The following is a 25,806-nucleotide window of genomic DNA, read 5'->3' as shown; positions in this document are numbered from 1 at the left end:
CAGAAACCCTGCAGCCGAGCCGAGCCGCGCAGGACGGCGAGGATCTTTTCAAATCCGGCGCCCGCCCTATCTCCGTCGTCGGTAAGTATCAGTACCAAAGGGGATATCAGCATGAACCGAAACGGACTTTACGCCCTGCTGGGCGCTCTGGTCGTCCTTGTCATCGTCATGGGCGTCTACATCTACGACCGGGAGAAGGAACCGGAGGGCGTCGAACTCAAGATCGGCGAAAACGGCATCTCGGTTCAGGAAAAATAAAACGCTCCAGCGTGACACAAGGCTTACACATTAAAGCTTTATTCACCACTACAGCAGATACTCAGGATCAGGTGATCTGACTACGGATGAACTAGCAGGTTACAAGATCTCTGAGAACGAAAGGTCGGGCATCCCCCGGCCTTTTTGTTTGTCCTGCATTTGCCGGAAACACGGGGTCTTATCGCTCCGGCGGAGCGACATCCAGCTTCGACACGAGGATCTTGTCGATCCGCCGGCTGTCCATATCGACCACCTCGAAGCGGTAGCCGAACGCCTCCGCGATGTCGCCCTCTTCGGGTGATTTGCGCAGTTCCTGCACGAGAAAGCCCGCGATGGTTTCGTAGCTGCCGTCCGAATCGATCTCGTCGATGCCGATGGTCAGGTGGATTTCGTCGATCGGCGTCCGGCCGTCCACGAGATAGGATCCGTCCTCGCGCTGGCGGATCAAGGCATGTTCGATATCGTCGTAGTTCGAGGGGAGCACGCCGACGATCGCTTCGAGAATATCGGCAATCGTGATGATGCCTTCGATGCTGCCATATTCGTCGACGATCATCGCCATGTTGATCCGCGACGACTTGAACGCTTCCAGCGCCTTCAGGCACGAGGCCGTTTCCGGGAGGGCATGCAGCTCCTTGACGAACGCCCTTATGTCGAATGCGCCGCGCGCGCCGACATTGAGGACTTCCTTCACGAGCACGGCACCGAGGATTTCCCCCGTCGCGGTGTCCATGACCGGGTAGCGGGAATGCGCGGTCTGTTCGATCTTGGCGCGCACGGCCTCCAGCGTGTCGTTCGCCTCGATGAAGCTGACCTCGGTGCGATGCGTCATGATCGATTTGACGTTGCGGTCTCCGAGCCGGATGATCCGGCGGAGCATTTCATGCTCGGATTTCTCGATGGCGCCGCTTTCGACACCCTCGGCCATGATGGCCTGAACCTCTTCTTCCGTGACCGCATCCTTGTTGCTGCTGATGCCGAAGACGCGCATGAACGTTTTTGCCGAACCTTCGAACAGGTAGACGACAGGCGAGACGACTTTGGACAGCACGGACATCGGCCGCGCCACGAACATGGCGATGCCTTCGGAGTTGCGCAGCGCCAGCTGTTTCGGAATGAGCTCGCCAATGACGACGGAGAGATAGGTGATGAGCGTGACCACCACGGCGACCGAGACCGTGCTGCCATAGGGGTTGATCCAGCGGATATCGTTGAGGACCGGCGCAAGCTTATCGGCGATCGTCGCGCCGCCATAGGCGCCGGCCAGCGTGCCGACGAGCGTGATGCCGACCTGGACGGTCGAGAGGAACTTGCCCGGGTCTTCCGCCAGGTTCAGCGCCATCTCCGCCCGGACGTTTCCCTGTCGGGCCATTTGCCTCAGGAGCGGACGGCTGACGGAAACAAGAGCCATTTCCGACATGGCAAAGAAGGCATTGATCAGAAGAAGGACGAAGATAACGAGCAGTTCGGACATGGATCCTCGAAAACCGATGCTCGACGCCCGGCAGGTTTGAGGGCGCGCGTTCTCATCGTTTTCATGAAATAGGCGGAACAGCGCAATGCAGCAAGGCGGGATCGGCCAAGTTTTACCATTCCTGCAGGGACAGGCTCGGGATTGTCAGCCCGTGGCCGTCTCCGGCGCGTCGTCCATCGCAACGCGAACCCGCGCGCGCCCCACCCGGATGACCACTTCCATCGCTGCCCGCGCCCCGGCCTCGTCGCGCCGGCTGATCTGCTCGACGATGCGAATATGGTTGCGCGAGACGTCCTCGATCCCCTCGCGATCCGCGGCCGGCGAGCTGAGCTTGAAGATGCCGACCAGTGCCGCCTCGATCAGGCTGCCGACGCTGCGCATGAAGGGATTGGCGGAAGCCTCGGCCACCGCGAGATGGAAACGAAGATCGGCGACGGCCAGCGATTCGGGCGTATGCGCGGGATCGCCCATGGCGACGGCCAGCCGCATCATGTGGCTGATCTCGGCCTCGGTCGCATGGATGGCGGCAAGGGCTGCGGCATGTGGCTCGAACGCCATGCGGACTTCGCTGATATGCGTCAGGAAGTCCTCGTCGATGCCGTTGTGGAAATGCCAGGTCAGGATGTCGCTATCGAAGAGATTCCACTGATTGCGCGCCGTGACCCGCGTGCCGATTCGCGCGCGCGGGACGATCAGTCCCTTGGCGGCCAGCGTTTTCATGGCCTCGCGGAGAACGGTGCGCGATACCTTGAAGCGCAACGCCAGTTCCTGGTCGCCCGGCAGAATGGTGCCGACGGGGAATTCTCCCGAGATGATCGCGCGGCCGAGGACGTCGACGACCTGCGAGTGGCTCGTGCGTGTATCGACGCCGGTTATCAGTGTCTCCAGCGGACCCCGTCTCATGCTTCCCCCTCGTCCGACTCGGTACGCGTTCTGTCGCCACATTCCTCCCGGGCGACGCAAAAATCATATCATATGACAATATGAGTGTCTTGGAGAGAGAGGTAGAATTTTCATTTCATTTGCAAATGAAATGGAATTCAAAAGCAATGTCGGCAAAACGCTTTGCTTGTCAACAGAGAGCTTAAAAAGCAGGGCCGCGTGAAGCGGCCCTGCGGATGTGCGGTGAGGAGGAGAGATCGCGACAGGCGATCCGCTGTTGCCCCTTATTGCGGCAGCTTGTCGTCAACGCCATCGACGTAGAAGTTGAGGCCAAGCAGCGTTCCATCGTCGGCGGTTTCGCCGTCTTTCAGCCACACGCTGCCGTCCTGCTTCTTCAGGGGACCGCTGAAGGGCTTGAGTTCGCCCGACTCGATCTTCTTCTGCGTCGCTTCCGCCATCGCCTTCACGTCGTCCGGCATGTTGGTGTAGGGCGCCATTGTCAGGATGCCGTCCTTCAGGCCGTCCCAGCTTGATGTGGTCGCCCACTTGCCGTCGAGGAAGGCCTGCGTGCGCTTGATGTAATAGGCGCCCCACGTGTCCTTGATTGCGGTCAGCTGGGTCTTCGGGCCGGCTGCGATCATGTCGGAGGCCTGGCCGAACGCCTTGATGCCGCGTTCGGCTGCAACCTGCATCGGCGCCGTCGTGTCGGTGTGCTGCGTCAGCACATCGACGCCCTGGTCGATCAGAGCCTTGGCCGCATCGGCCTCCTTGCCCGGGTCGAACCAGGTGTTCGCCCACACGACCTTGATCTTGAAGTCGGGATTGACAGAGCGCGCGCCGATGACGAACGCATCGATGCCCATGACCACTTCCGGGATCGGGAACGACGCGATGTAGCCTGCGACACCCTTCTCGGAAATCTTTGCTGCGATCTGGCCCTGGATATAACGGCCTTCGTAGAAGCGGCTGTTATAGGTAGCGACGTTCGGCGCGGTCTTGTAGCCGGTCGCATGCTCGTACATGACCTTCGGGAACTTGGCAGCGACCTTGACCGTCGCATCCATGAAGCCGAACGACGTCGTGAAGATCAGGCCGCAGCCGGAGCGCGACAGGCGCTCGATGGCGCGTTCCGCATCTGGACCTTCTGGGACATTTTCGAGAAACTGCGTTTCGATCTTGTCGCCGAGCGCCTTTTCCAGCTCCTGACGACCGATGTCGTGCGCCTGCGTCCAGCCGCCGTCGGATTTGGAACCGACATAGACGAAGCAGATCTTGGCTTTTTCCTGGGCGCTTGCCGACGCGGCAAAGCCGATGGCCGCCGTCGTGGCGACGAGAGCGAGGATAAGTTTCTTCATTTTTGACCTCTCATGTTGTCGAACAGGCATCCGCGGCCGATCGGATCAACGATCAGGCACGAAGGGCTTACCGAGTGAAGCCGGCGTATTGATCATCGTCATCCGGCGGTTCTGAGAGATGAGCACGAGGACGAGGATCGTTGCAAGGTACGGAAGCGCCGACAGCAGCTGCGAAGGCACATTGATGCCATTGCCCTGTGCATAAAGCTGGCTGATCGAGACCGCGCCGAACAAATAGCCGCCGGCGACCACCCGCCACGGCCGCCAGGAGGCAAACACCACAAGCGCGAGAGCGATCCAGCCGCGCCCGGCCGACATGTTCTCCACCCATTGCGGCGTGTAGACGAGCGACAGTTGCGCGCCGGCAAGGCCGGCACAGGCGCCGCCGAACATGACCGCGAGATAGCGCGTCCGGATGACGTTGATGCCGAGCGCATGCGCCGAGGCATGGCTGTCGCCGACCGACCTCAGCTTCAGCCCGGCGCGACTGCGAAACAGAAACCAGTGAATGCCGGCGATGAGCGCGATCGACAGATAGAAGATCAGGTCCTGGCGAAACAGCACCCGGCCGAGGAACGGGATGTCGCTGAGGAGCGGAAACACGATCTGCGGCAGCTTGATGCCCGACTGGCCCGCATAGGGCTCGCCGATCTGTCCGGAAAGGCCGAGACCGAGAATGGTCAGCGCCAGGCCGGTCGCGACCTGGTTTGCGACCAGCGTCAGCGTCAGGAAGCCGAAAAGCAAAGAGAAGAGAGCGCCGGACACGATGCCGGCGAGGATGCCGATGTAAGGCGAGCCGGTCGCCTGCGTCGCGGCAAAAGCACAGACCGCGCCCATGATCATCATGCCCTCGACGCCGAGATTGAGCACGCCCGAACGCTCCGTCACCAGTTCGCCCGCGGCGGCGATGACGAGCGGCGTCGCCGCCGTGATCACCGTGAGAAGGATGGCTTCGATGATACCCATATCAGTGCGCTCCCTCGGCCGACGATCCACCTGTCATCTGCCGCCAGACGATCCTCACACGATACTGAATCAGCGTGTCGCAGGAGAGCACGAAGAACAGCAACAGGCCCTGGAACACCCGCACGACCTTGTCGGACAGGCTGAGAGAGATCTGCGCCGCCTCGCCGCCAAGATAGGTGAGGCCGAGAACGAGCCCGGCAACGATGATTGCCAGCGGGTTCAACCGGCCGAGAAAGGCGACGATGATGGCGGTGAACCCGTAGCCGGGCGAGATCACCGGCTGCAGCTTGCCGATGGCGCCGGAGACTTCCGAAATGCCGGCGAGCCCGGCAAAGGCGCCCGAAAGCAGCATCGAGAACCAGATCATCCGGCGCGAAGAGAAGCCGGCGAAGCGCCCTGCCCGCTCCGACTGGCCGAGCACCGTGATTTCGAAGCCCTTGAGCGTGAAGCGCATCATGAACCAGATGGCGAGCGCCGCGACGATGGCGAAGGCGAAGCCGTAATTCGCCCGGCCCGAGGCGAGCATCTCCGGCAGGATCGCTTCCGGCGCGAATTCGCGCGTCACGGGAAAATTGAACCCGCCGGGGTCGCGCCACGGGCCCCGCACGAGCCAATCGAGAAACAGTTGTGCGACATAGACGAGCATCAGGCTCGTCAGAATCTCGTTCGTGTTCATGCGCGCCTTGAGAAAGGCCGGGATCGCGGCATAGAGCGCACCGCCGATCATGCCCATGACGAGCATCAGGGGCAGGACGAGAGCCGAATGCCATTCGTGGAACACGACGGGAATGATGGAGCCCGCCACGGCTCCCATGATGAACTGGCCCTCTGCGCCGATATTCCAGTTGTTGGACCGGTAGCAGACCGAAAGGCCGACAGCGATGAGGATCAGCGGTGCTGCCTTGATGGCAAGTTCGTGCAGCGACCAGACCTCGGTCAGCGGCTCGATGAAGAAGCTGTACAGCGCGAGGCCGGGATCCTTGCCGAGAATCACGAACATGATCGCCCCGGCGACGATCGTCAGGCCCAGTGCGATCACCGGAGAGAGGAAGGCATAGAGAAGCGAGACCTTCGGTCGTTTTTCAAGCTCAATGCGCATGGGGTGTCTCTTTCACGGTCGCGGCAGCGGCGGCCTCGGACACGGTCGTCCCATGCATGCCCCCCATCAGCAGTCCGATCTTTTCGCGCGAGAGAGCCGCGGCCGGGTAGAGATCGGAGAGCTTGCCTTCATTGATCACGGCGATTTCGGTGGCGACCTCGAAGATCTCGTCGAGATCCTGGCTGATGATCAGCACGGCCGATCCTGCCTTCGCCAGATCCACCAGCGCCTGCCGGATGCGGCTGGCGGCACCGGCATCCACGCCCCAGGTGGGCTGGTTGACGACGAGCACCGAGGGCTGGCGGTCGAGTTCGCGTCCGACGATGAATTTCTGCAGGTTGCCGCCGGAGAGCGAGCCGGCGGGTGGATCCTCCCCGCTCTTGCGCACATCCATCGCCTCGGAAATGCGCTTTGCGGCCCGCTTCACGGCGCCGTTGCGGATCAGGCCGAGCGCACCGCCACCGACGAACGCCTTCCGGTCCGAATAATAGCGCGCGAGCACGAGATTGTCCGACAGCGGCAGGGCCGAGACCGCCGCATGTCCGTGACGTTCCTCCGGCACGAAGCCGGCGCCAAGCGCACGCCGCTGATTGATGCCCTGCCGTCCGACCGGTTTCTCACGGATGAAGACGGCGTCGTTGTCAGCCGTCGGATATTCCCCGGACAAGGCATCGAACAATTCGCCCTGCCCGTTGCCCGCAACGCCCGCGATCGCCAGCACCTCGCCGGCATGCACTCTCAGACAGATATCCTTGAGCGAGACTGCGAAAGGTGTGCGGGCCGCGGCTTTGAGATGCCGCGCTTCCAGTTGCACCCGGCCCTTGGTCGACGTCCCGACCGCGCTGACATGCGCCACGTCGCTGCCCACCATCATGCGGGCGAGCGAGGCCGGCGTCTCGTGCCGCGGATCGCAGGCGCCGGTCACCTTGCCATGGCGCAGAACGGTCGCGCGGTCGCAGATGCGCTGCACCTCTTCCAGCCGGTGGCTGATATAGAGAACGGAGCGTCCCTCGGCCTTGAGCTTCGCCAGCGTTTCGAACAGCCGGTCGGCCTCCTGCGGCGTCAGCACGGAGGTCGGCTCGTCGAGAATGATCAGCTGCGGGTTCTGCAGCAGCGCCCGGACGATCTCGATCCGCTGGCGCTCTCCGACCGAGAGATCGGCCACATGCGCCTTCGGATCGAGCGGCAGGCCGTAGCTGACCGAAAGGGCGGCGGCCTCGTCCGAAATCCTGCTGAGCGAGATGCCCGGATCCATCGAAAGGGCGATGTTCTCGGCCACGGTCAGCGCCTCGAACAGAGAGAAATGCTGGAACACCATACCGATGCCGAGGCGGCGCGCGGCGCTTGGGCTGGAGATGCGCACCGGCTGGCCCCGCCACGCGATCTGCCCGCTTGTGGGGCCGAGAACCCCGAACAGCATCTTGACGAGCGTCGACTTGCCCGCACCGTTTTCGCCGAGGAGAGCATGGATCTCACCAGGCCGGATATCAAGATCGATCCCGTCGCAAGCGGCGAATGTGCCGAACGTCTTCGTCAGCTTGTTGACCGACAGCAAGGTGCTGTCAGCTCCAGGCATTGCAACTGCCACGCCGTTCCTCTCCTCTCAAGCCGCGGATACCCAGGCGCCGTTCCGGCGTCTCAGGGAATCAGCAAAGTTGTTCCGCTCGTCTTTCTGGCTTCCAGATCCGCATGCGCCTTGCCGGCATCGTCGAGAGCATAGGTCTGGTTGATGTTGATCCGCACTTTGCCGCTCTGCACGACATCGAACAGCGCGTTCGCACAGGCCTCCAGCTGGGGCCGCGTCGAGGTATATGAATAGAGTGTCGGCCGAGTTGCAAACAGCGATCCCTTCTGGGAAAGGACGCCGATATTGAAGGCTTCGACGGCGCCCGACGAATTTCCGAAACTGACCCAGAGGCCGCGCGGTTTCAGGCAGTCGAGCGAGGCGGGATAGGTGTCCTTGCCGACGGAATCATAGACCACGTCGACACCCTTGCCGTGGGTGATGTCCTTGACCCGCGCCACGAAATCGTCCGTGCGGTAGTCGATCACATGGTCGTAGCCGTGCTCCAGCGCCATCGCGATCTTCTCGGGCGAGCCCGCCGTGCCGATGACCGTCGCACCCAGGGCCTTTGCCCACTGCCCCGCAATCTGCCCGACACCGCCGGCGGCGGCATGGAACAGGAGAACCGTTCCGGGACCGACCGGAAACGTCTGGTTGAGGAGGTACTGCGCGGTCATGCCCTTGAGCATCATCGCGGCGGCCGTTTCCAGCGGAATATCGTCCGGCACCTTGATCAGCAACTGCTCGTCGATGTTGCGCTCGCTCGAATAGGCTCCATCGGCGCCGGCATAGGCGACCCTGTCGCCCGGGGAAAACAGCGAGACGCCATCGCCCACGGCCGTCACGATCCCCGCACCTTCCTTGCCCGGAATGAAGGGCAGGCTCGCCGCCTTGTAGAGACCGGTGCGGAAGTAGACGTCGATGAAATTGACGCCGATCGCCTCCTGCCGGATCTGCACCTCGCCGCGCGAGGGCGGCGGAACGGTCACGCCCTCGATCTTCAGGACGTCAGGACCGCCAAGCTCGCGGATCATGATTGCTCTTGCCATGGCCTGTTCCTTATTCGCGTCCGAGTTTGGGGAAGATCTGCAGGATGAAACCGATGACGTAGAGATAGACGCCGGTGCCGACGACGCCCCAGACCACCCAGGCGGGCGTCTCGAAATGCATCAGGAGCGCATAGGCGCTCAGCACCGACCAGGCGGTGAAGACCGCAAGGTTGAGCGGCCGCAGCCGGCGCACGCGCACCGGATGGAGAAAGCTGATCGGCATGAAGGTGAGGAACACCGAGACGAAGACGACGATGGATGCGGCAAGCTCGCTCGCCTTCACGACGAAGAGCGTGAACACGACCATGTTCCAGACGACCGGGAAGCCGGAGAAGAAGTACTCGTCGGTCTTCATGCCCATGTCGGCATAGTAGATGGCGCTGGACATGACGATCGCGCCCGCCGCGACAAATGACCAGGGTTCGCCGATCATGCCGCTCTGGTAGAGCGCGAAGGCCGGCAAGAGAACATAGGTGACGTAGTCGATGACATTGTCGAGCGTGTCGCCCGACCAGTTCGGCAGAACCTCCTTGACCCGGACCTTGCGGGCGATCGGCCCGTCGATGCCATCGACGGCGAGCGCCAGCCCCAGCCACCAGAACATGTCGACGAAGCGATGCTCCGCCGCGGCGACGACACCGAGGAAGGCCAGGAACGAACCGGACGCCGTGAGAACATGGACCGAAAAAGCCCGGATCTCGGCATAGGGAACCGGCTTGTAGTTGAAGAACTTCATCGGCAGACGAATCCTGTGCTGACGCTACGCGTAAAATCGGTGGGCGACCCGAACACGGGAAAGGTCACGCCGCACCGCCTCTTCCGCCGCGACCTTGTCGCTGCCGCCGCGACCGTGTCGCCGCCAGCATGTCGGTAATATGCATCGTTTGCCACGCCCTGCCAGCAAAAACAGGCGATTGCCGAGCACCGATCGTAATCCTCTGTGGACATATCCGCCCCCTGCGGCAATGGCAACCATTCCAAAACGACGGCGCCGGCGCTAGATGTGGGCGTGTGTGGGGTCGACACTGGCGCTGCCGGGCCGCAAAGCCTTGGGGACCGCCAGCACAGGACCCCTGCGCGAGACGACCGTGCGGCGGCACGGCAAGCGGCGGAAACGGCGGCGGAAGAGGACCGAATCATGGATCATTACGACATCGCCATCGTCGGTGCCGGCCTTGCCGGGGCGCTCGCGGCACTCGCCCTCTCCCGTGACGGACGCAGCGTCGCCCTCGTGGCCCCCGCCGCCCCGCACGATCGACGCACGACCGCCCTGATGGACGAGGCGATCGGCTTCCTCGGAACGCTTGGTCTCGGCGAGGATGTCACGGCGCTTGGAGCGCCGCTCGCGACGCTGCGCATCATCGACGGGACGGATCGCCTCCTCCGAGCGCCCGTCGTCACTTTCCGAGCCGCGGAAATCGGACTGGAGGCCTTCGGCTACAATCTTCCGAACGCACACCTCCTCGATCGTCTGAACGACCGGATCGCGGAGGCGCCGGCCATTGCACGCATCGAGGCACGGCTCGAAAGCCTGGTCGAAGACGCGACGATCTGCACGCTGAGATTGGCCGACGGTCGCGCGCTGACGGCATCTCTGGTGATCGGCGCCGATGGACGACGCTCGCTGGTTCGCGAGGCCCGCGGCATTGCGACCCGCAACTGGAGCTATCCCCAGACGGCGGTCGTGCTCAATTTCGCCCATGAACGCCCGCACGAAAACATTTCGACAGAGTTCCACACGCAGCAGGGCCCTTTCACGCAGGTCCCGCTCCCCGGCAAACGCTCGAGCCTCGTCTGGGTGATGACCCCGGAGCGGGCGGCCGAGATGGTGACGCGGGAGCCGGCCGCTCTGTCGCGCGCGGTGGAAGAGCGGATGCAGTCCATGCTCGGCAAGGTCACCGTGGACACCGAACCACAGGCTTTCCCGCTCTCCGGCATGGCCGCCACGCATTTCGGCAGAGGGCGGGTCATTCTCGTCGGCGAGGCCGCGCATGCGTTTCCGCCCATCGGCGCGCAGGGCTTGAACCTCAGCCTGCGCGATGTGATGACTCTCGTGTCCATGCTGGCGGAGCGGCCGGCCATCCCCGGGGATATCGGCGATCGCTACGACCGGCGCCGCCGTGCCGACATCCTCAGCCGGACGGTCAGCGTCGATCTGCTGAACCGCTCGTTGCTCACCGGCTTCCTGCCGGTGCAGATGCTGCGCACGGGCGGGCTCCAGGCCCTCTCGTCGGCCGGTGCCCTGCGCAGCCTTGTCATGCAGGAAGGCCTGCGGCCCGGCAGCGCGATCCGGACCATGTTCGGCGGGTTACGGGAAAAGATCGGCAGGCACCCCGCCTGATCCGATCAGATAGAGAAGTGCGGTGACGCTCAGCATCGACAGCGCCGTCGTGACGAGGATGGTGGCGGAAGCCCGCTCCTGCCAGACGCCGTACTGTTCGGCGATCACGAAAACATTCGTCGCCGTGGGAAGGGCCGCGAGCAGAACGGCCGCCTGCACCCAGATCGGGTCGAAATTGCCGATGGCGCTCAGGACGAGATACATCACGGCCGGGTGCAGCAGGAGCTTTACCGGAACGATATAGCTCAGTTCCACCGGCACCCGCTTCAGCGGTCTGAGCCCGAGAGTCACCCCCATGGCGAACAGCGCACAGGGCGCCGCCGTCGGCGCCAAAGCCTCGATCAGCCGCCGGATCGCGAGCGGCGGCTGCAGCTGGAATGCAGCGGCGCCGACGCCGATGACGGTCGCCAGAATGAAGGGATGCAGCAGGATCTTGCGCAGGACGGAAAAGGCGAGCCTTGCCGGGTTCTGCTTCTCGCTCCCCGCAATCGCCATCAGCGCCGGCGCCGTGATGAAATGCGCGACGTTCTCGACGGAGAAGATCAACGCCACCGGCACAGCCGCCCGTTCTCCGAGAGCCAGAAGCGCCAGCCCCGGCCCCATATAGCCGATATTGCCATAGGCGCCCGCAAGCCCCTGCACCGTGGCTTCTGCCATGGACGTTCGGCGCAGACACAGCGCGACGACGAACAGCAGGGTGAAGATGGAATAGGTCGCGGCGACATCGGCGAGGATGAAATCGAATCGGGTCAATTCATGGATCGGCGTGCGGGAGATGAGCGTGAAGAAGAGCGAGGGCAGAGCGAGATAGAGAATATAGGCATTGAGCCACGCCATGCCTTCGAGGCCCGGCTTCGACGCGCCAGCCGCCCCCGTCGATCGCCGGCCGAGGAGATACGCGGCACCATAGCCGAGAAGAATGAGGCCGAAGAACGGTGCGACGAGGCTGAAGATATCGCTCATGTCATGATCCCGAAAGGGTGCCTGCCCGTCTCAACCGATCTGCATCAGCACCGGAAACGTCTGCTGGAACCAGATGGAAACGGTGCTGACCAGACCGAACAGGAAGGCAAGGCCGGTGACGATGAGAAGCACGCCCATGATCTTCTCGACCAGCCCGAGATGCCGGCGGAAGCGCGACAGGAACCCCATGAAGGCGCCCGAGAACGCGGCCGCGATCCAGAACGGAATGGCAAGGCCGAGCGAGTAGACGGCGAGAAGCGAGGCCCCCTCCGACACCGTGTCGCGCGCTGCGGCGACGCCGAGGATGGTCCCGAGCACGGGCCCGATGCAGGGAGTCCAGCCGAAGCCGAAGGCGAGCCCCATGATATAGGCGCCCGACAGCGTCGCCGGCTTGCCGCCGCCCTGGAAGCGGGCCTCGCGTCCGAGCAGGCCGATGCGCAGCAGCCCGAGGAAGTGCAGGCCCATGATGATCACGACGATGCCACCGATCCGCGAAAGCAGATCCATATGCTGGCGAAGCAGCAGCCCGACCGATGACGCGCCGATCCCCAGCGAGATGAAGACGGTGGAAAAGCCGAGCGTGAAGAGAAGCGCCGACGGCAGAACGGCCCGGCGCGTCGCCACGGCCGCCTGCCCGTCGCCGCCGCGAAACTGATCGACCGAAACCCCCGCCATGTAGCAGAGATAGGGCGGCACCAGGGGCAGCACGCAGGGCGACAGGAACGACAGTGCCCCGGCCAGCACCGCGGTCCAGATCGAGATATCGGCAATCGACACAGTCCGTCCCTTCGAAACCCGGGTGACGCAGGGTTCGGCGCCATATATCCGCCCACCCCGCTTCGCCCACTCGCTTGACGCCTGTGTTATCGCGCGATGCCGCTCCCAGCAATGGCGCCTGACGTCGCATGTGAAGCCTGCGGTCGCTCATGACGGAAGCAATGCCGCTCATGGCCGGGGGCCGCAAAGGCCGCCACCCGGCAGCCTCCTGTCGATCGTCCCTGCCGAGGCTGACCGTTGATCACGGAACCGCGTTTGCCCGTTGAGAATTAAGCTGACGACGGAATTATGGGTTGACCGCAACCGCACGCCTATGCATATCTCCGCCAACTTTCGCCGGGCAACACACCGACCGGCGCGGGAGCGCGTAGCTCAGTTGGTAGAGCAACGGACTTTTAATCTGTAGGTCCAGGGTTCGAATCCCTGCGCGCTCACCACCACTTCTTCCTATCTCAGACATTGTCGGTGACGTCCGTACCGAGCATTTCCGAAATCATGTCGGCGCGATTCTCGGCCGTCCGGTCCGTCCATGAATCGGAGAACCGCCGGATCGAGAAGGACGAGGTGAGAGAGGGACTCGGCGATACGTTTACGGCATGAGCCCGCAGTTTGACCACTTCGGAACCGTCTTCAGGAAAATCGGAAAGCGGAACGAAACGGCATATTCCTAGTTGAAGCGGCGAAAGCGGGCTTTGACGGGAGAGATGCAATGCTGGATGCATGGAGACGACGGGGCCGAAAGGGCGCCGGGCTGGACGATTACCAGGCGTTCATGCTGCGCGAGCTTCTGGTCTGGCTTGTCGGCGTTCCCGTTCCGATCGCGATGGTGATCGGCATGTTCGTCCTTTAGGCGACGAAAGACGTCAAGGACTGTCATGCCGCCTTCGTTGCAACGCTCTCAAGCGGCGATGGTCAGCGCAAAAAACATTAGGAACGAGACGGCGCAGAGCGCCGCGATGACGACGATCAGCTCCTTCATCATGAAATCATACATGGTGCACCACCCTTTCTCGGCATGAGATGTATGATCGACGTCCGTCAACGCAAGGGCTCCCGCCCAGAGCCGCGCGCACCCTTTCGTGACCGCAACGGTCCGGATCGCGCATGCCGCACACGCCTGGCTGCAGAGGAGACAGCTAGCGGACAGTTTCTCCCGGCATAGTCCTATCTGCGTCGAGGCCCATCTCCGGATGTCGCCAACGCGCTTGTGTGTAAGACCTTGGAGTGCATGCCGCGACGACACCTGTATCGCGCCATGGCTTTCCGTCGACCGAGTGGACGCTGCAACGATGAAACCGACCTCCCTGCCCCTTGGCGTGATTCTGATTGCGTGCCTCGTTGCGACGGTTCTGACGATCGTCCTCGTGCCGCACCGGGGCGCCGCAGCACCCCGCGCCAATATCGAGTCTGTCCATCGGCTTTGATGGACACTGTCCTTCAGGCCATGTCCGGCACCCGTGCTGCCGGCGTCATTGACAATCGGAGACGACGATCTCGCAATTCGGGCACTCGTCCGTCGCCATCTTTTCGGCCGCCTTCACGGTCGAGCCATAGCCGATGCCGTAGTTGACGCGGTCGCCGGCATAGGCACCGCAGCGCTCGAACCAGACAGCCACCGTACACGCGTCGTTTCCGGCCGACTCGCACTCCCGCACGGCATTGCGCTCGGCTTCCTGGCGCGAACCTCCCCATCCCATGCCATATCCCGCTTCGCTGGCCGCCGTGCCTTGCGAATCGTTGACCGCAATCGCCCCGAAGGCGAAGGCGGACGAGACCGGACCGGCGACGAGGACGGTCGTTGCAATGGCCATGCGCAAAAAGGTTTTCATGGATCTCCCCCGAGACAACCCTCTGGACGACCGTTCAGGTGGGCGTCCAGCGTCCCCGCGGCAATCGCAGGGCCCCCGACGAAAAGCTACAGGACGTCGCGCGAGCCCACAATCGGTGGACCCCGGTCCTCGGGCATTTTATGTGCGCGATAGCTAATGCTGTTGGTTAACGAGGAGGATGTTCTCCAAGCCTCAACCTTCCCGAGCAGGCGATTGGTAGAGAAGAAGTCGCGGGTTACCTAAAAGATCATCGTCACGAACAGGGAGATGATGATGGCAGAATGCAAGGACGCAAACGGAGACAAGTGGGAGATCTATTCCTCGAACGGCTGGCGCTGGCGGCGGACGGCGAGCAACGGCAGGATCGTCGGGACGTCGAGCGAGAGCTATGTCAACCGGTCGGATTGCGTCGCGAACGCGCAGCGCAACGGCATGAAGTGCACGCCCGTCTGAAAGCGGCCGGTGACTGACGCGCTGAAAGGCGTCGGACGAACCGGAGGTGAAGATGGTCGGCGCAAGATCGGCGCCGGCCGTCATCCTAGTTGCCGGCTTACTTGCCGGCCTACTTGCCGGCAAAGGGATCGGCGAGGGCGGCTTCCGGACGGCTGATCGGGTACTTCGTGCCCGAAACTTTCGCCGCCATGTTTTTCGCACCCGCCTGCTTCAAAAGCGTGCGGAACACCGGATGCATGCCGCCGTCGACATAGGCGCTCATGGAAGAAGCGATCGGAACGGGCCCGCCGATCAGCGCATCGATTGCGCGATTCTCGTCCGCGATCTTGGCCAATGCCTGCGGCTCGATCCCCGGAGTTGCCTCCGGGCACGGCGCCAGCGGGTCCGCCGGCTCGCCGTTCAGGAAATTCTTGTCGAAGACATAGCGGCCGCCGCACGCCGAAACCTTCGGCTGCCGCCGGGTGACCTCGAAGGCATCGTAGCCCTCCTTCAGGATGCGCCAGAAGGCGAGATTGGCATCGCCGCGATGCGCCGCCATGTTCGCAGCCGTCATGCGGAAGGGATAGGCCTGAACCTGAAAGCTTTCCTGATCGCCGTCGAGCGCCTTTGCGACGATCGCGTAGATCTCGCCGACGCCCTGATCGGTCATGGCGTAGCAGCCCGAGGACGAGCAGGCGCCGTGCACCATCAGCGCTTCGCCCGTGTAGCCGAGCGCACTCTCGAGGCGGTTGGGATAGCCGAGATTGAACGAAACGTAGAATTGCGAGTTCGGATTGAGCATGCCCTTGGTGACATGGTAAAAACCTTCCGGCGCGTGCCGGTCGCCCGATTTGCGCTTCGGGCCAAGGTCGCCGGACCAGCGGCAGATCGGGTAACTCTTCAACAGCGCGTATTTGCCGCTGCGATCGACCTTCCAGATTTCCAGTTCGCTTTCCTGCTTGAAAATGCGCACCAGCACGGGGCTTTCGGCCTTCATGCCCTTCCGGGCCATCTCCGCCATCACCTTCGAAGACAGTTTTGGCGGCGCATCCGTCATGTCGAGCGCCATGCAGCCGCTCAACGCGATGCCCAACGCGGCGATCGCAGCGGTCTGGATGCAGGCCCGGCGAAGGGCTTTCAGGCTCGGAAATGCTGGCATAAGGCCTCTATCGATGACAATCGCGACGAAGTTGTGTCTGATCGGGGTCTGAAGCGCCCGATCCAGACACTCAGCTCTACAGGGTTAATCTTTCCTGAACCCGGTCGGGAAGGTCGCACCCCGAAAAAAGGGAGACGGGGCTGGATTATGCTGCACTGCACACTACCCTTCTCGCATGAGCGATTTGATCACATGGCTTGACCAATCTTTGCGCTGGGTGCCGGCCTGGACGGTCAGCATCGTCCTGCTCGCGCTGCTGTTCGGCATCGGGGTCTTTTCCCATAGGGTCCTGTTCGAGATCGCAACACGGATCGCCGCGAAATACGATCTGTTCTGGCGGTCTCTCGTCGCGCGCTCGGAGCGTCCGACACGTCTCCTCGCCATCATGATCGCTCTCTCCTTCGGCGTGTCGATGGCGCCTCTGACCGACCATCAGGCCGAGACGCTGCACCATATCCTGCTGCTCGGCTTCATCCTCGTCGTCGCCTGGATCGCGAAGGTCACCCTGCATATCTGGACGACCGTCTATCTGCGCCGGTTCAAACTGGACGCGGAAGACAATCTCCTGGCGCGCAAGCATGTGACCCAGTCGCGGATCATGGAGCGCATCGCCGGCTTCGTCATCATCATCCTCGGCGTCGCCGCCTGCCTGATGACGTTCCCGGCCGTGCAGCAATATGGGGTGAGCCTGCTGGCCTCGGCAGGTGTCGCGGGCATCGTGCTCGGTCTCGCTTTGCAGCCTGTGCTCAAAAACCTCTTCGCGGGCATCCAGCTCGCGATCACCCAGCCGATCCGGCTCGACGACGCGCTTCTGATCGAAGGCGAATGGGGCAATGTGGAGGAGATCACCGCGACCTACGTCGTCGTCAAGATATGGGACTGGCGCCGCCTCGTACTGCCGCTGAGCTATTTTATCGAAAAACCGTTCCAGAACTGGACGCGCGAGACCGCCGCCCTGATCGGCACGGTGATGGTCTATCTCGACTACAGTGTTCCGGTGGATGCCATCCGCAAGGAGGCCGAAAAGATCGCGGCCGCATCCACTCTCTGGGATGGGCAGGTCATCAATATCGCGGTGACCGATCTGAAACCCGAGACGGTCGAGATCCGCATCCTCTGCTCTGCCGCCAATGCCGCACGGGCCTTCGATCTGCGCTGCGAGATGCGCGAGAAGATCATCGGCTTTATCGCAGAGACATATCCAGGCGCCCTGCCCCACCTTCGGGCCGAGCTGAAGACGGCCGAAACGACCGGCAACATTGCAGTTAGCGCGCCCCGGCGTGCGCAGGCGTGAGGCAAGCGCGTCACTTGCCGGCGAGCGTGCCCACCGGAAGCGCGTAGGTGACCTTTCCGGCGGTCTCGAACTGCAGCGTCAACGGGATCGTGTCGCCTTGGCGAAACGGTTTTGCGACATCAATGAACATCAGGTGCAGCCCGCCGCCGGCGAGCGTCACCGTCTGGCCGGCCGGGACCGGGATGCCGTCGAGCTTGCGCATGCGCATCACGTCGTTTTCCATCGTCATTTCGTGCAGCTCGACGCGGCCGGCGGCCGGGCTCTCCACGGAGACGAGCCTGTCGGCGGACGGACCCGCATTGACGATGGTCAGTCCTCCGCCACCGACCTTCGCTCCGGGGGGCATCGGCTTTGCCGTCCCGCCGGACAGCGTCAGCGCGCCCGCCACGACCTGCCCGCCCGCGACTTCCGTCTCTGCGGACGTGGCCGGAAGAACGGCAAAGGCCAAGGGCGTCATGACCGAGAGGGCAGCCAGAAGGGTCTTCATCGAAGGCATATCTTCGTCTCCGTGGGCGCCCGCAGGGTGGCGGGCGGTTCGATCCTTCCTATCGTGGGCTCAGGATAAAGCAAGGATACAAACCGGCGGGATGCCGGCCGCCGCCCCGATTCTCCGCCATGCCAGCGGCGACGAAAATCTTGGTCGTTGCGACATTTTCCGCTTGCCAAGGATGGTCGATCCTTCTTATCTGAAGGCGATCTTGTTGGGAGAATCCAGCTTCGAGCTGGTGCCGAAGGAGCAACCGCCCCGGAAACTCTCAGGCCCACGAACCAGCAGGATGCCGGCAGGACTCTGGAGAGAAGCATTTCGCTCGCCGAAGGGATAACAATCTCAGGCACAGGAACAGAGGGGGCTCAATCGACGGCACGACTCCGTGCGCGTTGAAACGAGCCGGCGCATGGCGCCAACCTGGAGACCGGATTTGGACGATCACACCGCCTTGAACGACGCCGCGTTGAAGCAGACGCCCTTGAACGCCCTGCATGTGGAACTGGGCGCCCGCATGGTCCCCTTTGCCGGCTACGACATGCCGGTGCAGTACCCCGCGGGCGTGCTGAAAGAGCATCTGCACACCCGTGCCGCCGCCGGGCTGTTCGACGTGTCCCACATGGGCCAGGTCGAACTGCGCGCCGCCTCCGGCCCGCTGGAAGACGCCGCTCTGGCGCTGGAAAGCCTCGTGCCCGTCGATGTCCTCGGCATCGCCGAGGGCCGTCAGCGTTATGCGCTGTTCACCGACGACACGGGCGGCATCCTTGACGACCTGATGATCGCGCGGCTTGCCGACCGGTTCCTCATCGTCGTCAACGCGGCCTGCAAGGACGCCGATTTCGCGCATCTGAAGGCGCATCTCGGCGATCGCTTCGAGCTGACATTGCTTGAGGACCGCGCATTGCTCGCTCTGCAGGGACCGCGTGCGCAGGATGTTCTGGCCGAACTCTGGGCCGATGTCGCCGCCATGCGCTTCATGGATGTGGCCGAGGCGCTGATCCACGATGTCCCATGCATCATTTCCCGCTCCGGCTATACCGGCGAAGACGGGTTCGAGATCTCCGTGCCGGCCGACAAGGCCGAGGATATCGCCCGCCGGCTGCTCGATCACCCCGACGTCCTGCCGATCGGCCTCGGTGCCCGCGACTCGCTGCGCCTCGAAGCCGGTCTCTGCCTCTACGGCAACGACATCGACACGACGACGTGTCCGATCGAAGCCGCGCTCGAATGGGCCATCCAGAAATCGCGCCGCACGGGCGGTGCCCGCAGCGGCGGCTTTCCGGGCGCGCAGTCCATTCTGGATGCAATGACGAATGGCGCGGCCATCCGCCGCGTCGGCCTGAAGCCGGAGGGCAAGGCACCGGTGCGCGGCGGCGCCACGCTCTATGCCGATGCGACCGGCACGACGGAAGTCGGCAAGGTCACCTCGGGAAGCTTCGGCCCGACCGTCGGCCATCCCGTCGCCATGGGCTATGTCGACACCCCGCTCGCGACGCCCGGAACCACCGTCTTTGCGGAACTGCGCGGCAAGTACATTGCCATGACCGTTTCCACCCTTCCCTTCATCACCCCCACTTACAAGCGCTGATCAGGAGCCGATCCCATGCTGAAATTCACCGACGAACATGAGTGGCTGCAGATCGACGGCGACATCGCCACGGTCGGCATCACCAAGCACGCCGCCGACCAGCTCGGCGACCTCGTCTTCGTGGAGCTTCCCGAAGACGGCACGGCGCTGACGAAGGGCGAAAGTGCCGCGACCGTGGAATCCGTCAAGGCCGCGTCCGACGTGTATTGTCCGCTGGACGGCGAGATCGTCGAGACCAACCCGGCCATCGTCGAAGATCCCGCGCTCGTCAACGGCGATCCCCAGGGCGCCGGCTGGTTCTTCAAGCTGAAACTCTCCGACCCTTCGGCCGCCAATGCGCTGCTCGACGAGGACGCCTACAAGGAGCTGATTGCCTGATGACAACGCCTGTGACCACGCCGGCCGATTTCACCTTCACGGATTATCAGCCCTACGATTTCGCCAACCGCCGCCATATCGGCCCCTCGCCGTCCGAAATGGACGCGATGCTGAAGGTGATCGGCTATCCCACCCTCGACGCCCTGATCGACGATACCGTCCCGGCGTCCATTCGCCAGAAGGCGCCGCTCGCCTGGGGCGCGGCGCTCACCGAGCGCGAGGCGCTCGACACGCTGCGCGAAACGGCGAACATGAACAAGCCGCTTGTCTCGCTGATCGGCCAGGGCTATTACGGCACCATCACGCCGCCGGTCGTCCAGCGCAACATCCTGGAAAACCCCGCCTGGTACACGGCCTACACGCCATACCAGCCGGAAATCAGTCAGGGTCGCCTGGAAGCCCTGCTGAACTACCAGACCATGGTCTGCGACCTCACCGGCCTCGACGTCGCCAATTCCTCGCTGCTGGACGAAGCGACGGCAGCCGCCGAAGCCATGGCCATGGCGGAGCGCGTCTCGAAGTCCAAGCAGAAGACCTTCTTCGTGGATGAGAACTGCCACCCGCAGACCATCGCGCTCTTGCAGACCCGGGCCGAGCCGCTCGGCTGGACGATCCTCGTCGGCAATCCGTTCGAGGACCTGCAGTCGGCCGACGTTTTCGGTGCGATCTTCCAGTATCCCGGCACCTACGGCCATGTCAGCGACTTCACCGGCCTGATCTCGCGCCTGCACCAGACCGGCGCGATCGCCGTCGTCGCGGCCGATCCCATGGCGCTTGCTCTGCTGAAATCGCCCGGCGAAATGGGTGCCGACATCGCCATCGGTTCGACCCAGCGTTTTGGCGTTCCCGTCGGTTACGGCGGCCCGCATGCCGCCTACATGGCCGTCAAGGACACGCATAAGCGCTCGATGCCCGGACGCCTCGTCGGCGTCTCGGTCGACAGCCGCGGCAACCGGGCTTATCGCCTGTCGCTGCAGACGCGCGAGCAGCACATCCGCCGTGAAAAGGCGACTTCCAACATCTGCACCGCGCAGGTGCTGCTCGCCGTGATGGCATCGATGTATGCCGTCTTCCACGGCCCCGAAGGCATCAAGGCGATCGCCCAGAGCATCCACCAGAAGACGGTGCGGCTTGCCAAGGGTCTCGAGGCGCTCGGTTATGAGGTCGAGCCGGAAACCTTCTTCGACACGATCACGGTCGAGGTCGGCAAGCTGCAGTCCGTCATCATGAAGGCGGCGGTGGCGGAAGGCGTCAATCTGCGCAAGATCGGCGAGACCCGCATCGGTATCAGCCTGGATGAGCGGTCGCGTCCGATCACGCTGCAATCCGTCTGGCGCGCCTTCGGTGGCGATTTCCAGGTGGCGCAGTTCGAGCCGGATTACCGCCTGCCTTCGTCGCTTCTGCGGCGCAGCGCCTATCTCACCCACCCGATCTTCCACATGAACCGGGCGGAAAGCGAGATGACCCGCTACATCCGCCGGCTGTCCGATCGCGACCTCGCGCTCGACCGCGCGATGATTCCGCTCGGCTCCTGCACGATGAAGCTGAATGCGACGGCGGAAATGCTGCCGATCACCTGGCCGGAATTTGCCGAAATCCATCCCTTCGTTCCCGCCGATCAGGCGCTCGGCTACAAGGCGATGATCGACGATCTCTCCGAGAAGCTCTGCGCCGTCACCGGCTACGATGCGATTTCCATGCAGCCGAACTCCGGTGCGCAGGGCGAATATGCCGGCCTGCTCACGATCCGCGCCTACCACCTCGCCAACGATGAGGGCCATCGCGACATCTGCCTCATCCCGACCTCCGCCCACGGCACCAATCCCGCCTCGGCACAGATGGTCGGCATGAAGGTCGTCGTCGTCAAGGTCAGCGCCAACGGCGATATCGACATGGACGATTTCCGTGCAAAAGCAGAGCAGTATGCCGATACGCTCGCCTGTTGCATGATCACCTATCCCTCGACGCACGGCGTGTTCGAAGAGAGCGTGCGCGAGGTCTGCGAGATCGTCCACAAGCATGGCGGCCAGGTCTATCTCGACGGCGCCAACATGAACGCCATGGTCGGCCTGTCCCGTCCGGGCGACATCGGCTCCGACGTCAGCCATCTCAACCTGCACAAGACCTTCTGCATCCCGCATGGCGGCGGCGGTCCGGGCATGGGGCCGATCGGCGTCAAGGCGCACCTCGCGCCCTACCTGCCGCGCGACCCGTCCAATCCGGACAGTGCCGGTACGGGTGCTGTTTCGGCTGCGCCCTTCGGCTCGGCATCCATCCTGCCGATTTCCTGGAGCTACTGCCTGATGATGGGTGGCGAAGGCCTGACGCAGGCGACCAAGGTTGCCATCCTCAACGCCAACTATATCGCCGCCCGGCTGAAGGGCGCCTATGACGTGCTCTACAAGTCGGCCAAGGGACGTGTCGCCCATGAATGCATCATCGACACGCGCCCGCTGGCCGACAGTGCCGGCGTCACCGTCGACGATGTCGCCAAGCGCCTGATCGATTGCGGCTTCCACGCCCCGACCATGAGCTGGCCCGTGGCCGGCACGCTGATGGTCGAGCCGACCGAGTCGGAGACCAAGGCCGAGATCGACCGCTTCTGCGACGCGATGCTGGCCATCCGCGAGGAGGCCCGCGACGTCGAGGACGGCCGCCTCGACCGGACGAACAACCCGCTGAAGAACGCCCCGCACACGGTCGAAGACCTCGTCGGCGACTGGGATCGTCCTTATTCGCGCGAACAGGCCTGCTTCCCGCCCGGCGCCTTCCGGGTCGACAAGTACTGGTCGCCCGTCAACCGCGTCGACAACGTCTATGGCGACCGCAATCTGGTCTGCACCTGCCCGCCGCTCGAGGACTACGCCGAAGCCGCGGAATAGGACACTCGCGGCGCCGCTTCGCGTAAGCGGCGCCGCGTCTTGCCATAGACCAGGAATGACGCCTGCCTCATTCTCCGTCGCCCATCCGCTCCGGGCGGCGTCTTCAGCCATATCTCAGGCAGACGGCAGGGTGACGATGAAGCGGGCGCCCGTCCGATAGTCCGGGTCGAGCACGATCGTGCCGCCATGGCTTTCGGCGATCCGTCTGGCGAGCGACAATCCGACGCCGGTTCCGGGATAGATGTCCTCGTTGCGGTGAAGCCGCTGGAAGATGTCGAAGATCCGCTCGGCGTGACGGGGGTCGATGCCGACGCCATTGTCGGGAAACGCGATGTGCACGAGGCCACCCTCGCGCCACCCGTTGACGGTGAGTTCGGGCGTCACGCCTGCCCGGCGATATTTGATCGCGTTTCCGATGATGTTCTGGAACAGGCGCTTCAAGAGTTCGGCGTCGCCGATCACGTCCGGCAGGTCCTCGACCGTCACCCGTGCGCCGCTTTCCTCGATGTGGCTCTGCAAATTGCCCAGCGCGTCCTCGACGACGTCACGCAGCGCCACACGCTGGGGGCTGAAGATCCGATCGGCGATCCGCGCATAGTCGAGCAGGCTATCGACCAGCTGGATCAGGCGCCGCGATTTTCCGCGCAGCTTGGACGCATAATCCGCAACATTGCCAAGATCGTTCGCCGCGATATCGTCGGCGATCATATCGGCGAACATCGAGATCTGCCGCATCGGTGCCTTGAGGTCGTGGGAAACGCTGCTCGTGAACTGTCCAAGGGCTTCGTTCTTGCGTTGCAGCTCGAAACTCTGCTCGGCGATCCGCATCTGCTGCTGTTTCATCTCCGTGATATCGCGCCCCACGGTGACATACTCGCTGAGCTGCTGGCCCTCGAAGACGGCAAGGTTCGACCAGAGGATCCAGACATCGTCGCCCCCCGCCGTCGTGCGACGTTGTTCCCGCGTCGTTGCCGGCGCCTCCGGCGTCAACCCGAAAAGGATTTTTGCCAGCGGGTCGTCCTTAGCGATGAAATCGCGGCAGCGCCGCCCCACGATCTCATCCTGAGACAAGCCGATCAGAGCGGCAAAACGCTGGTTGACGAAGGTGTAGGTCAGATCCGGCGCAAGGCGGGTGATGAGATCGGGTATGGTTTCCACCAGCGTCGCATAATCCTGCCGCTGACGCTCCAGCGCCATCTCGATGCGCTTGAGATCGGTGACGTCGACGCGGATGGCGACGGTGTTGCCGTCGGCCATGAGTGTGTTTTCGGCCCGCAGCCAGCGGCCATTGTTATAGGAGAAGATCTCGGCCTTGCCATCGGCGCGTCGGAAAAGGTCGATCTGGCGCCGCACCCACGCCTTGGCTTCCGGAGAGCCCGAAGGCGCCGGCGCCATGCCGTCTCCCGATGCGATGTCCAGCGCGATCTCGGCCACCGGCATGCCGATCCGCAGGCGCTCTCCGACAGGACCGAGCAGCGCACGATAGGCCCGGTTGCAGAGCAGCAGCCGTTCATCCTTGTCGTAGATCGCAATCCCCTCGGCGATGACGTCGAGCGCGGTATCGACGGCGCGGGAGGACGACGCCATGCCCGACAGTTCCTGATCAGGCAGTTTCTGATCAGGCAGATCGGGGCGATCAGCGGTGGAGATGATGCGGATAAGACGAGCCTCTGCCTCCGCCTCGCCGCCAACGGCGATGGCTCGCGTTCTCCCCGCAAAACGGGAGCCGTCCGCGCGCGTGTAGTGGACGGTGCCTGAGTCGACGCTGATCCCCTGCGCCTCGGAGACGCGATCCAGCAAAACGGAAAAGGGTTGGCCGACCGGGAAAGCGAGGTCGAAGCCAAAAAGGTTCGATGCGGCCGGATTTGCCGAGAGAATCACGCCCGCACGGTCCGTCACGATAACGGCGTCGGCAAGGTCGTTATAGAGCGCCTCGAGAGTGGTCCGGTCCGGGATCGGCAAGTGCAGCCTCTGCAGCTTTGATGGGCAAGGCGCGAGAGAGAAGACGTGACGCCGCGCCGGTTTACGATCGGCCCGGGATCATACGGAAAACCAATGCGGAGGCCAGTGCATCGCGGAAGCAAAGATGTCGCGAAAAATGACGATAACGCTGCAAGGCTCGGTCCGAGGCGTCCCGCACCGCCGCGTCATAAGGTGCCGCTCAGCTGACCCGAACGACAGCATCGCCTTTGGCGGCGAGTGCCGCGAGGTCCGCGGGCTTCAGTTCGACCGATTCGCCGCAACCGCAAGCCGATGTCTGGTTCGGATTGTTGAAGGTGAAGCCGGAGCGCATCTTCGTCACCTCGAAATCCATGCGGGTGCCGAGAAGATAGAGAACGGCCTCCGGCGCGACCCAGACACGGGCGCCGGCATGCTCGATCAGGTCGTCCTTCGCCTTCGGTTCGGTCACGAGATCGACGGCATATTCCATGCCGGCGCAGCCGCCCTTCTTGATGGAGAGCCGGATGCCCTTCGTGTCGCCGCCCGCAGTCTCGACGATGGCGTTGACGCGCTGCGCAGCCGCGTCGGACAGGCTCATGACCGCAAAACCCATGGAAAGTCTCCTTGCAACAACCGGGTTCAAGGCCCGGTGCTGGATGTGAATGTAAGACCCTATCGCCCGGCGATCAATACCAGCCGACGGCGACCTGTGCCTCCTCGGACATCCGGTCCGGCGTCCATGGCGGGTCAAAGGTCATCGAGACCTCGACGCCGGAAATGCCCTCGACGGCACCGACGGCATTCTCGACCCAGCCCGGCATTTCCCCCGCCACCGGGCAACCGGGCGCGGTCAGCGTCATCGCGATCTTCACCATGCGGTCGTCCTCGATGTCGATCTTGTAGATCAGCCCGAGCTCGTAGATATCGGCCGGAATTTCCGGGTCGTAGACGGTCTTCAGCGCCGAGATCACGTCGTCGGACAGACGCGCCAGCTCTTCCGGCGGAATGGCCGACGGAACGATCCCGTCGCGGGCGTCCTGCGTCTCGCCGGCAGTCTCGGCCTGGGTCTCAACAGTCATGCTCGTATC

The 25,806-nt window shown here is 63.4% G+C and carries 25 protein-coding genes, 1 tRNA gene, 1 pseudogene and 2 riboswitches; of the genes and pseudogenes, 10 read left to right on the top strand and 17 right to left on the bottom strand.

The genetic code is table 11. The features are described from left to right. The first annotated feature begins 111 nt into the window (after window positions 1-111). Entirely contained in the window at window positions 112-258 is a 147-nt protein-coding gene (locus ASG39_RS24155) for a hypothetical protein (protein WP_165914942.1), read from the top strand. Window positions 259-436: 178 nt separating this feature from the next. Here the strand turns inward: ASG39_RS24155 and ASG39_RS04355 are convergent, their stop codons facing one another. From ASG39_RS04355 to pcsA, 8 genes are all read right to left on the bottom strand, one after another. Next, window positions 437-1,732, bottom strand: a complete 1,296-nt coding sequence (locus tag ASG39_RS04355) for a hemolysin family protein (RefSeq protein WP_062593105.1) — start codon at window positions 1,730-1,732, stop codon at window positions 437-439. A gap of 144 nt (window positions 1,733-1,876) precedes the next feature. Continuing rightward, window positions 1,877-2,635, bottom strand: a complete 759-nt coding sequence (locus ASG39_RS04350; protein WP_062593103.1) for a FadR/GntR family transcriptional regulator — start codon at window positions 2,633-2,635, stop codon at window positions 1,877-1,879. A gap of 263 nt (window positions 2,636-2,898) precedes the next feature. Next, entirely contained in the window at window positions 2,899-3,969 is a 1,071-nt protein-coding gene (locus ASG39_RS04345; protein ID WP_062593101.1) for a BMP family ABC transporter substrate-binding protein, read from the bottom strand. A 45-nt stretch (window positions 3,970-4,014) separates the two neighbouring features. Next, window positions 4,015-4,935, bottom strand: a complete 921-nt coding sequence (locus ASG39_RS04340; RefSeq protein WP_062593099.1) for an ABC transporter permease — start codon at window positions 4,933-4,935, stop codon at window positions 4,015-4,017. 1 nt (window position 4,936) lies between these two features. Next, complete coding sequence (locus ASG39_RS04335) at window positions 4,937-6,034, bottom strand: ABC transporter permease (protein WP_062593097.1); 1,098 nt, start codon at window positions 6,032-6,034, stop codon at window positions 4,937-4,939. After that, window positions 6,024-7,610 (bottom strand): ABC transporter ATP-binding protein, encoded by a 1,587-nt coding sequence (locus ASG39_RS04330; protein ID WP_062593095.1) that lies wholly within the window; start codon window positions 7,608-7,610, stop codon window positions 6,024-6,026. Before ASG39_RS04330 ends, ASG39_RS04335 begins: the two co-directional genes overlap by 11 nt. A 62-nt stretch (window positions 7,611-7,672) precedes the next feature. Further along, the gene (locus ASG39_RS04325; RefSeq protein WP_062593093.1) at window positions 7,673-8,647 is read right to left on the bottom strand and encodes a quinone oxidoreductase; all 975 of its coding nucleotides are present in this window, start codon (window positions 8,645-8,647) and stop codon (window positions 7,673-7,675) included. Between the two features lie 10 nt (window positions 8,648-8,657). After that, window positions 8,658-9,383 (bottom strand): phosphatidylcholine synthase, encoded by a 726-nt coding sequence (pcsA, locus tag ASG39_RS04320; protein ID WP_062593091.1) that lies wholly within the window; start codon window positions 9,381-9,383, stop codon window positions 8,658-8,660. 402 nt (window positions 9,384-9,785) lie between these two features. Between pcsA and ASG39_RS04315 the strand changes: the two genes are divergently transcribed. Further along, window positions 9,786-10,988, top strand: coding sequence for a UbiH/UbiF family hydroxylase (locus tag ASG39_RS04315; RefSeq protein ID WP_062593089.1), 1,203 nt, complete (start codon window positions 9,786-9,788; stop codon window positions 10,986-10,988). Here ASG39_RS04315 and ASG39_RS04310 read toward each other — a convergent pair. After that, window positions 10,956-11,951 carry an AEC family transporter gene (locus ASG39_RS04310; RefSeq protein WP_062593087.1) on the bottom strand — a complete coding sequence of 332 codons (996 nt, stop codon included), beginning with the start codon at window positions 11,949-11,951 and terminating at the stop codon, window positions 10,956-10,958. The two genes, ASG39_RS04315 and ASG39_RS04310, sit on opposite strands and share 33 nt — an antisense overlap. 30 nt (window positions 11,952-11,981) lie before the next feature. Next, window positions 11,982-12,728, bottom strand: a complete 747-nt coding sequence (locus ASG39_RS04305) for a cytochrome c biogenesis CcdA family protein (RefSeq protein WP_062593085.1) — start codon at window positions 12,726-12,728, stop codon at window positions 11,982-11,984. 361 nt (window positions 12,729-13,089) lie between these two features. Here ASG39_RS04305 and ASG39_RS04300 point away from each other — a divergent pair. Beyond that, window positions 13,090-13,165, top strand: a tRNA-Lys gene (locus ASG39_RS04300). A 272-nt stretch (window positions 13,166-13,437) separates the two neighbouring features. Then, complete coding sequence (locus tag ASG39_RS23640; protein WP_156468003.1) at window positions 13,438-13,578, top strand: hypothetical protein; 141 nt, start codon at window positions 13,438-13,440, stop codon at window positions 13,576-13,578. Between the two features lie 48 nt (window positions 13,579-13,626). On the opposite strand, the gene ASG39_RS24060 is transcribed toward ASG39_RS23640, so the two are convergent. Next, a complete protein-coding gene (locus ASG39_RS24060; protein WP_162242407.1) occupies window positions 13,627-13,770 on the bottom strand; it encodes a hypothetical protein in 144 nt (47 codons plus the stop codon). Between the two features lie 247 nt (window positions 13,771-14,017). Here ASG39_RS24060 and ASG39_RS24660 point away from each other — a divergent pair, with 247 nt between their 5' ends. Then, window positions 14,018-14,152, top strand: coding sequence for a hypothetical protein (locus tag ASG39_RS24660; RefSeq protein ID WP_277995949.1), 135 nt, complete (start codon window positions 14,018-14,020; stop codon window positions 14,150-14,152). A 45-nt stretch (window positions 14,153-14,197) separates the two neighbouring features. On the opposite strand, the gene ASG39_RS04295 is transcribed toward ASG39_RS24660, so the two are convergent. Continuing rightward, complete coding sequence (locus ASG39_RS04295; RefSeq protein ID WP_082476910.1) at window positions 14,198-14,557, bottom strand: DUF4189 domain-containing protein; 360 nt, start codon at window positions 14,555-14,557, stop codon at window positions 14,198-14,200. Window positions 14,558-14,824: 267 nt separating this feature from the next. Between ASG39_RS04295 and ASG39_RS04290 the strand changes: the two genes are divergently transcribed. Next, a complete protein-coding gene (locus ASG39_RS04290; RefSeq protein WP_244481111.1) occupies window positions 14,825-15,010 on the top strand; it encodes a DUF1508 domain-containing protein in 186 nt (61 codons plus the stop codon). Window positions 15,011-15,119: 109 nt separating this feature from the next. Here ASG39_RS04290 and ASG39_RS04285 read toward each other — a convergent pair whose 3' ends face one another. Then, window positions 15,120-16,148, bottom strand: coding sequence for a murein L,D-transpeptidase family protein (locus ASG39_RS04285; RefSeq protein ID WP_062593081.1), 1,029 nt, complete (start codon window positions 16,146-16,148; stop codon window positions 15,120-15,122). A 184-nt stretch (window positions 16,149-16,332) separates the two neighbouring features. Between ASG39_RS04285 and ASG39_RS04280 the strand changes: the two genes are divergently transcribed. Further along, the gene (locus ASG39_RS04280; RefSeq protein WP_244481110.1) at window positions 16,333-17,442 is read left to right on the top strand and encodes a mechanosensitive ion channel family protein; all 1,110 of its coding nucleotides are present in this window, start codon (window positions 16,333-16,335) and stop codon (window positions 17,440-17,442) included. A gap of 10 nt (window positions 17,443-17,452) precedes the next feature. Here the strand turns inward: ASG39_RS04280 and ASG39_RS04275 are convergent. Next, window positions 17,453-17,824 (bottom strand): annotated as a pseudogene (locus ASG39_RS04275) (copper chaperone PCu(A)C); the annotation flags it as partial. Between the two features lie 310 nt (window positions 17,825-18,134). Beyond that, window positions 18,135-18,219, top strand: a riboswitch (glycine riboswitch). Between the two features lie 3 nt (window positions 18,220-18,222). After that, window positions 18,223-18,297, top strand: a riboswitch (glycine riboswitch). An 83-nt stretch (window positions 18,298-18,380) separates the two neighbouring features. Between ASG39_RS04275 and gcvT the strand changes: the two are divergent. Genes gcvT through gcvP form a run of 3 tightly spaced genes read left to right on the top strand, consistent with a single transcriptional unit; the run spans window position 18,381 to window position 22,777 of the window. After that, complete coding sequence (gene gcvT, locus ASG39_RS04270; protein ID WP_244481127.1) at window positions 18,381-19,517, top strand: glycine cleavage system aminomethyltransferase GcvT; 1,137 nt, start codon at window positions 18,381-18,383, stop codon at window positions 19,515-19,517. Between the two features lie 15 nt (window positions 19,518-19,532). Next, on the top strand, window positions 19,533-19,895 hold the full coding sequence (gcvH, locus tag ASG39_RS04265; RefSeq protein WP_062473564.1) for a glycine cleavage system protein GcvH: 363 nt from the start codon (window positions 19,533-19,535) through the stop codon (window positions 19,893-19,895). Between the two features lie 11 nt (window positions 19,896-19,906). After that, window positions 19,907-22,777, top strand: a complete 2,871-nt coding sequence (gene gcvP, locus ASG39_RS04260; protein WP_062593452.1) for an aminomethyl-transferring glycine dehydrogenase — start codon at window positions 19,907-19,909, stop codon at window positions 22,775-22,777. 114 nt (window positions 22,778-22,891) lie between these two features. On the opposite strand, the gene ASG39_RS04255 is transcribed toward gcvP, so the two are convergent. The 3 genes from ASG39_RS04255 to ASG39_RS04245 all read right to left on the bottom strand — a co-directional run bounded on the left by ASG39_RS04255 (window position 22,892) and on the right by ASG39_RS04245 (window position 25,797). Beyond that, window positions 22,892-24,739: a PAS domain S-box protein gene (locus tag ASG39_RS04255; RefSeq protein ID WP_062593073.1), complete on the bottom strand. Its 1,848-nt coding sequence runs from the start codon at window positions 24,737-24,739 to the stop codon at window positions 22,892-22,894. Window positions 24,740-24,938: 199 nt separating this feature from the next. After that, entirely contained in the window at window positions 24,939-25,331 is a 393-nt protein-coding gene (gene sufA, locus ASG39_RS04250; protein WP_062593071.1) for a Fe-S cluster assembly scaffold SufA, read from the bottom strand. A gap of 73 nt (window positions 25,332-25,404) precedes the next feature. Continuing rightward, on the bottom strand, window positions 25,405-25,797 hold the full coding sequence (locus ASG39_RS04245; protein WP_062593069.1) for an SUF system Fe-S cluster assembly protein: 393 nt from the start codon (window positions 25,795-25,797) through the stop codon (window positions 25,405-25,407). Window positions 25,798-25,806: the final 9 nt, after the last annotated feature.

The organism is Rhizobium sp. Leaf371 (assembly GCF_001424045.1).
Classification (GTDB): Bacteria; Pseudomonadota; Alphaproteobacteria; order Rhizobiales; family Rhizobiaceae; genus Ferranicluibacter.
This window is presented reverse-complemented; position numbering and strand designations above follow the sequence as displayed.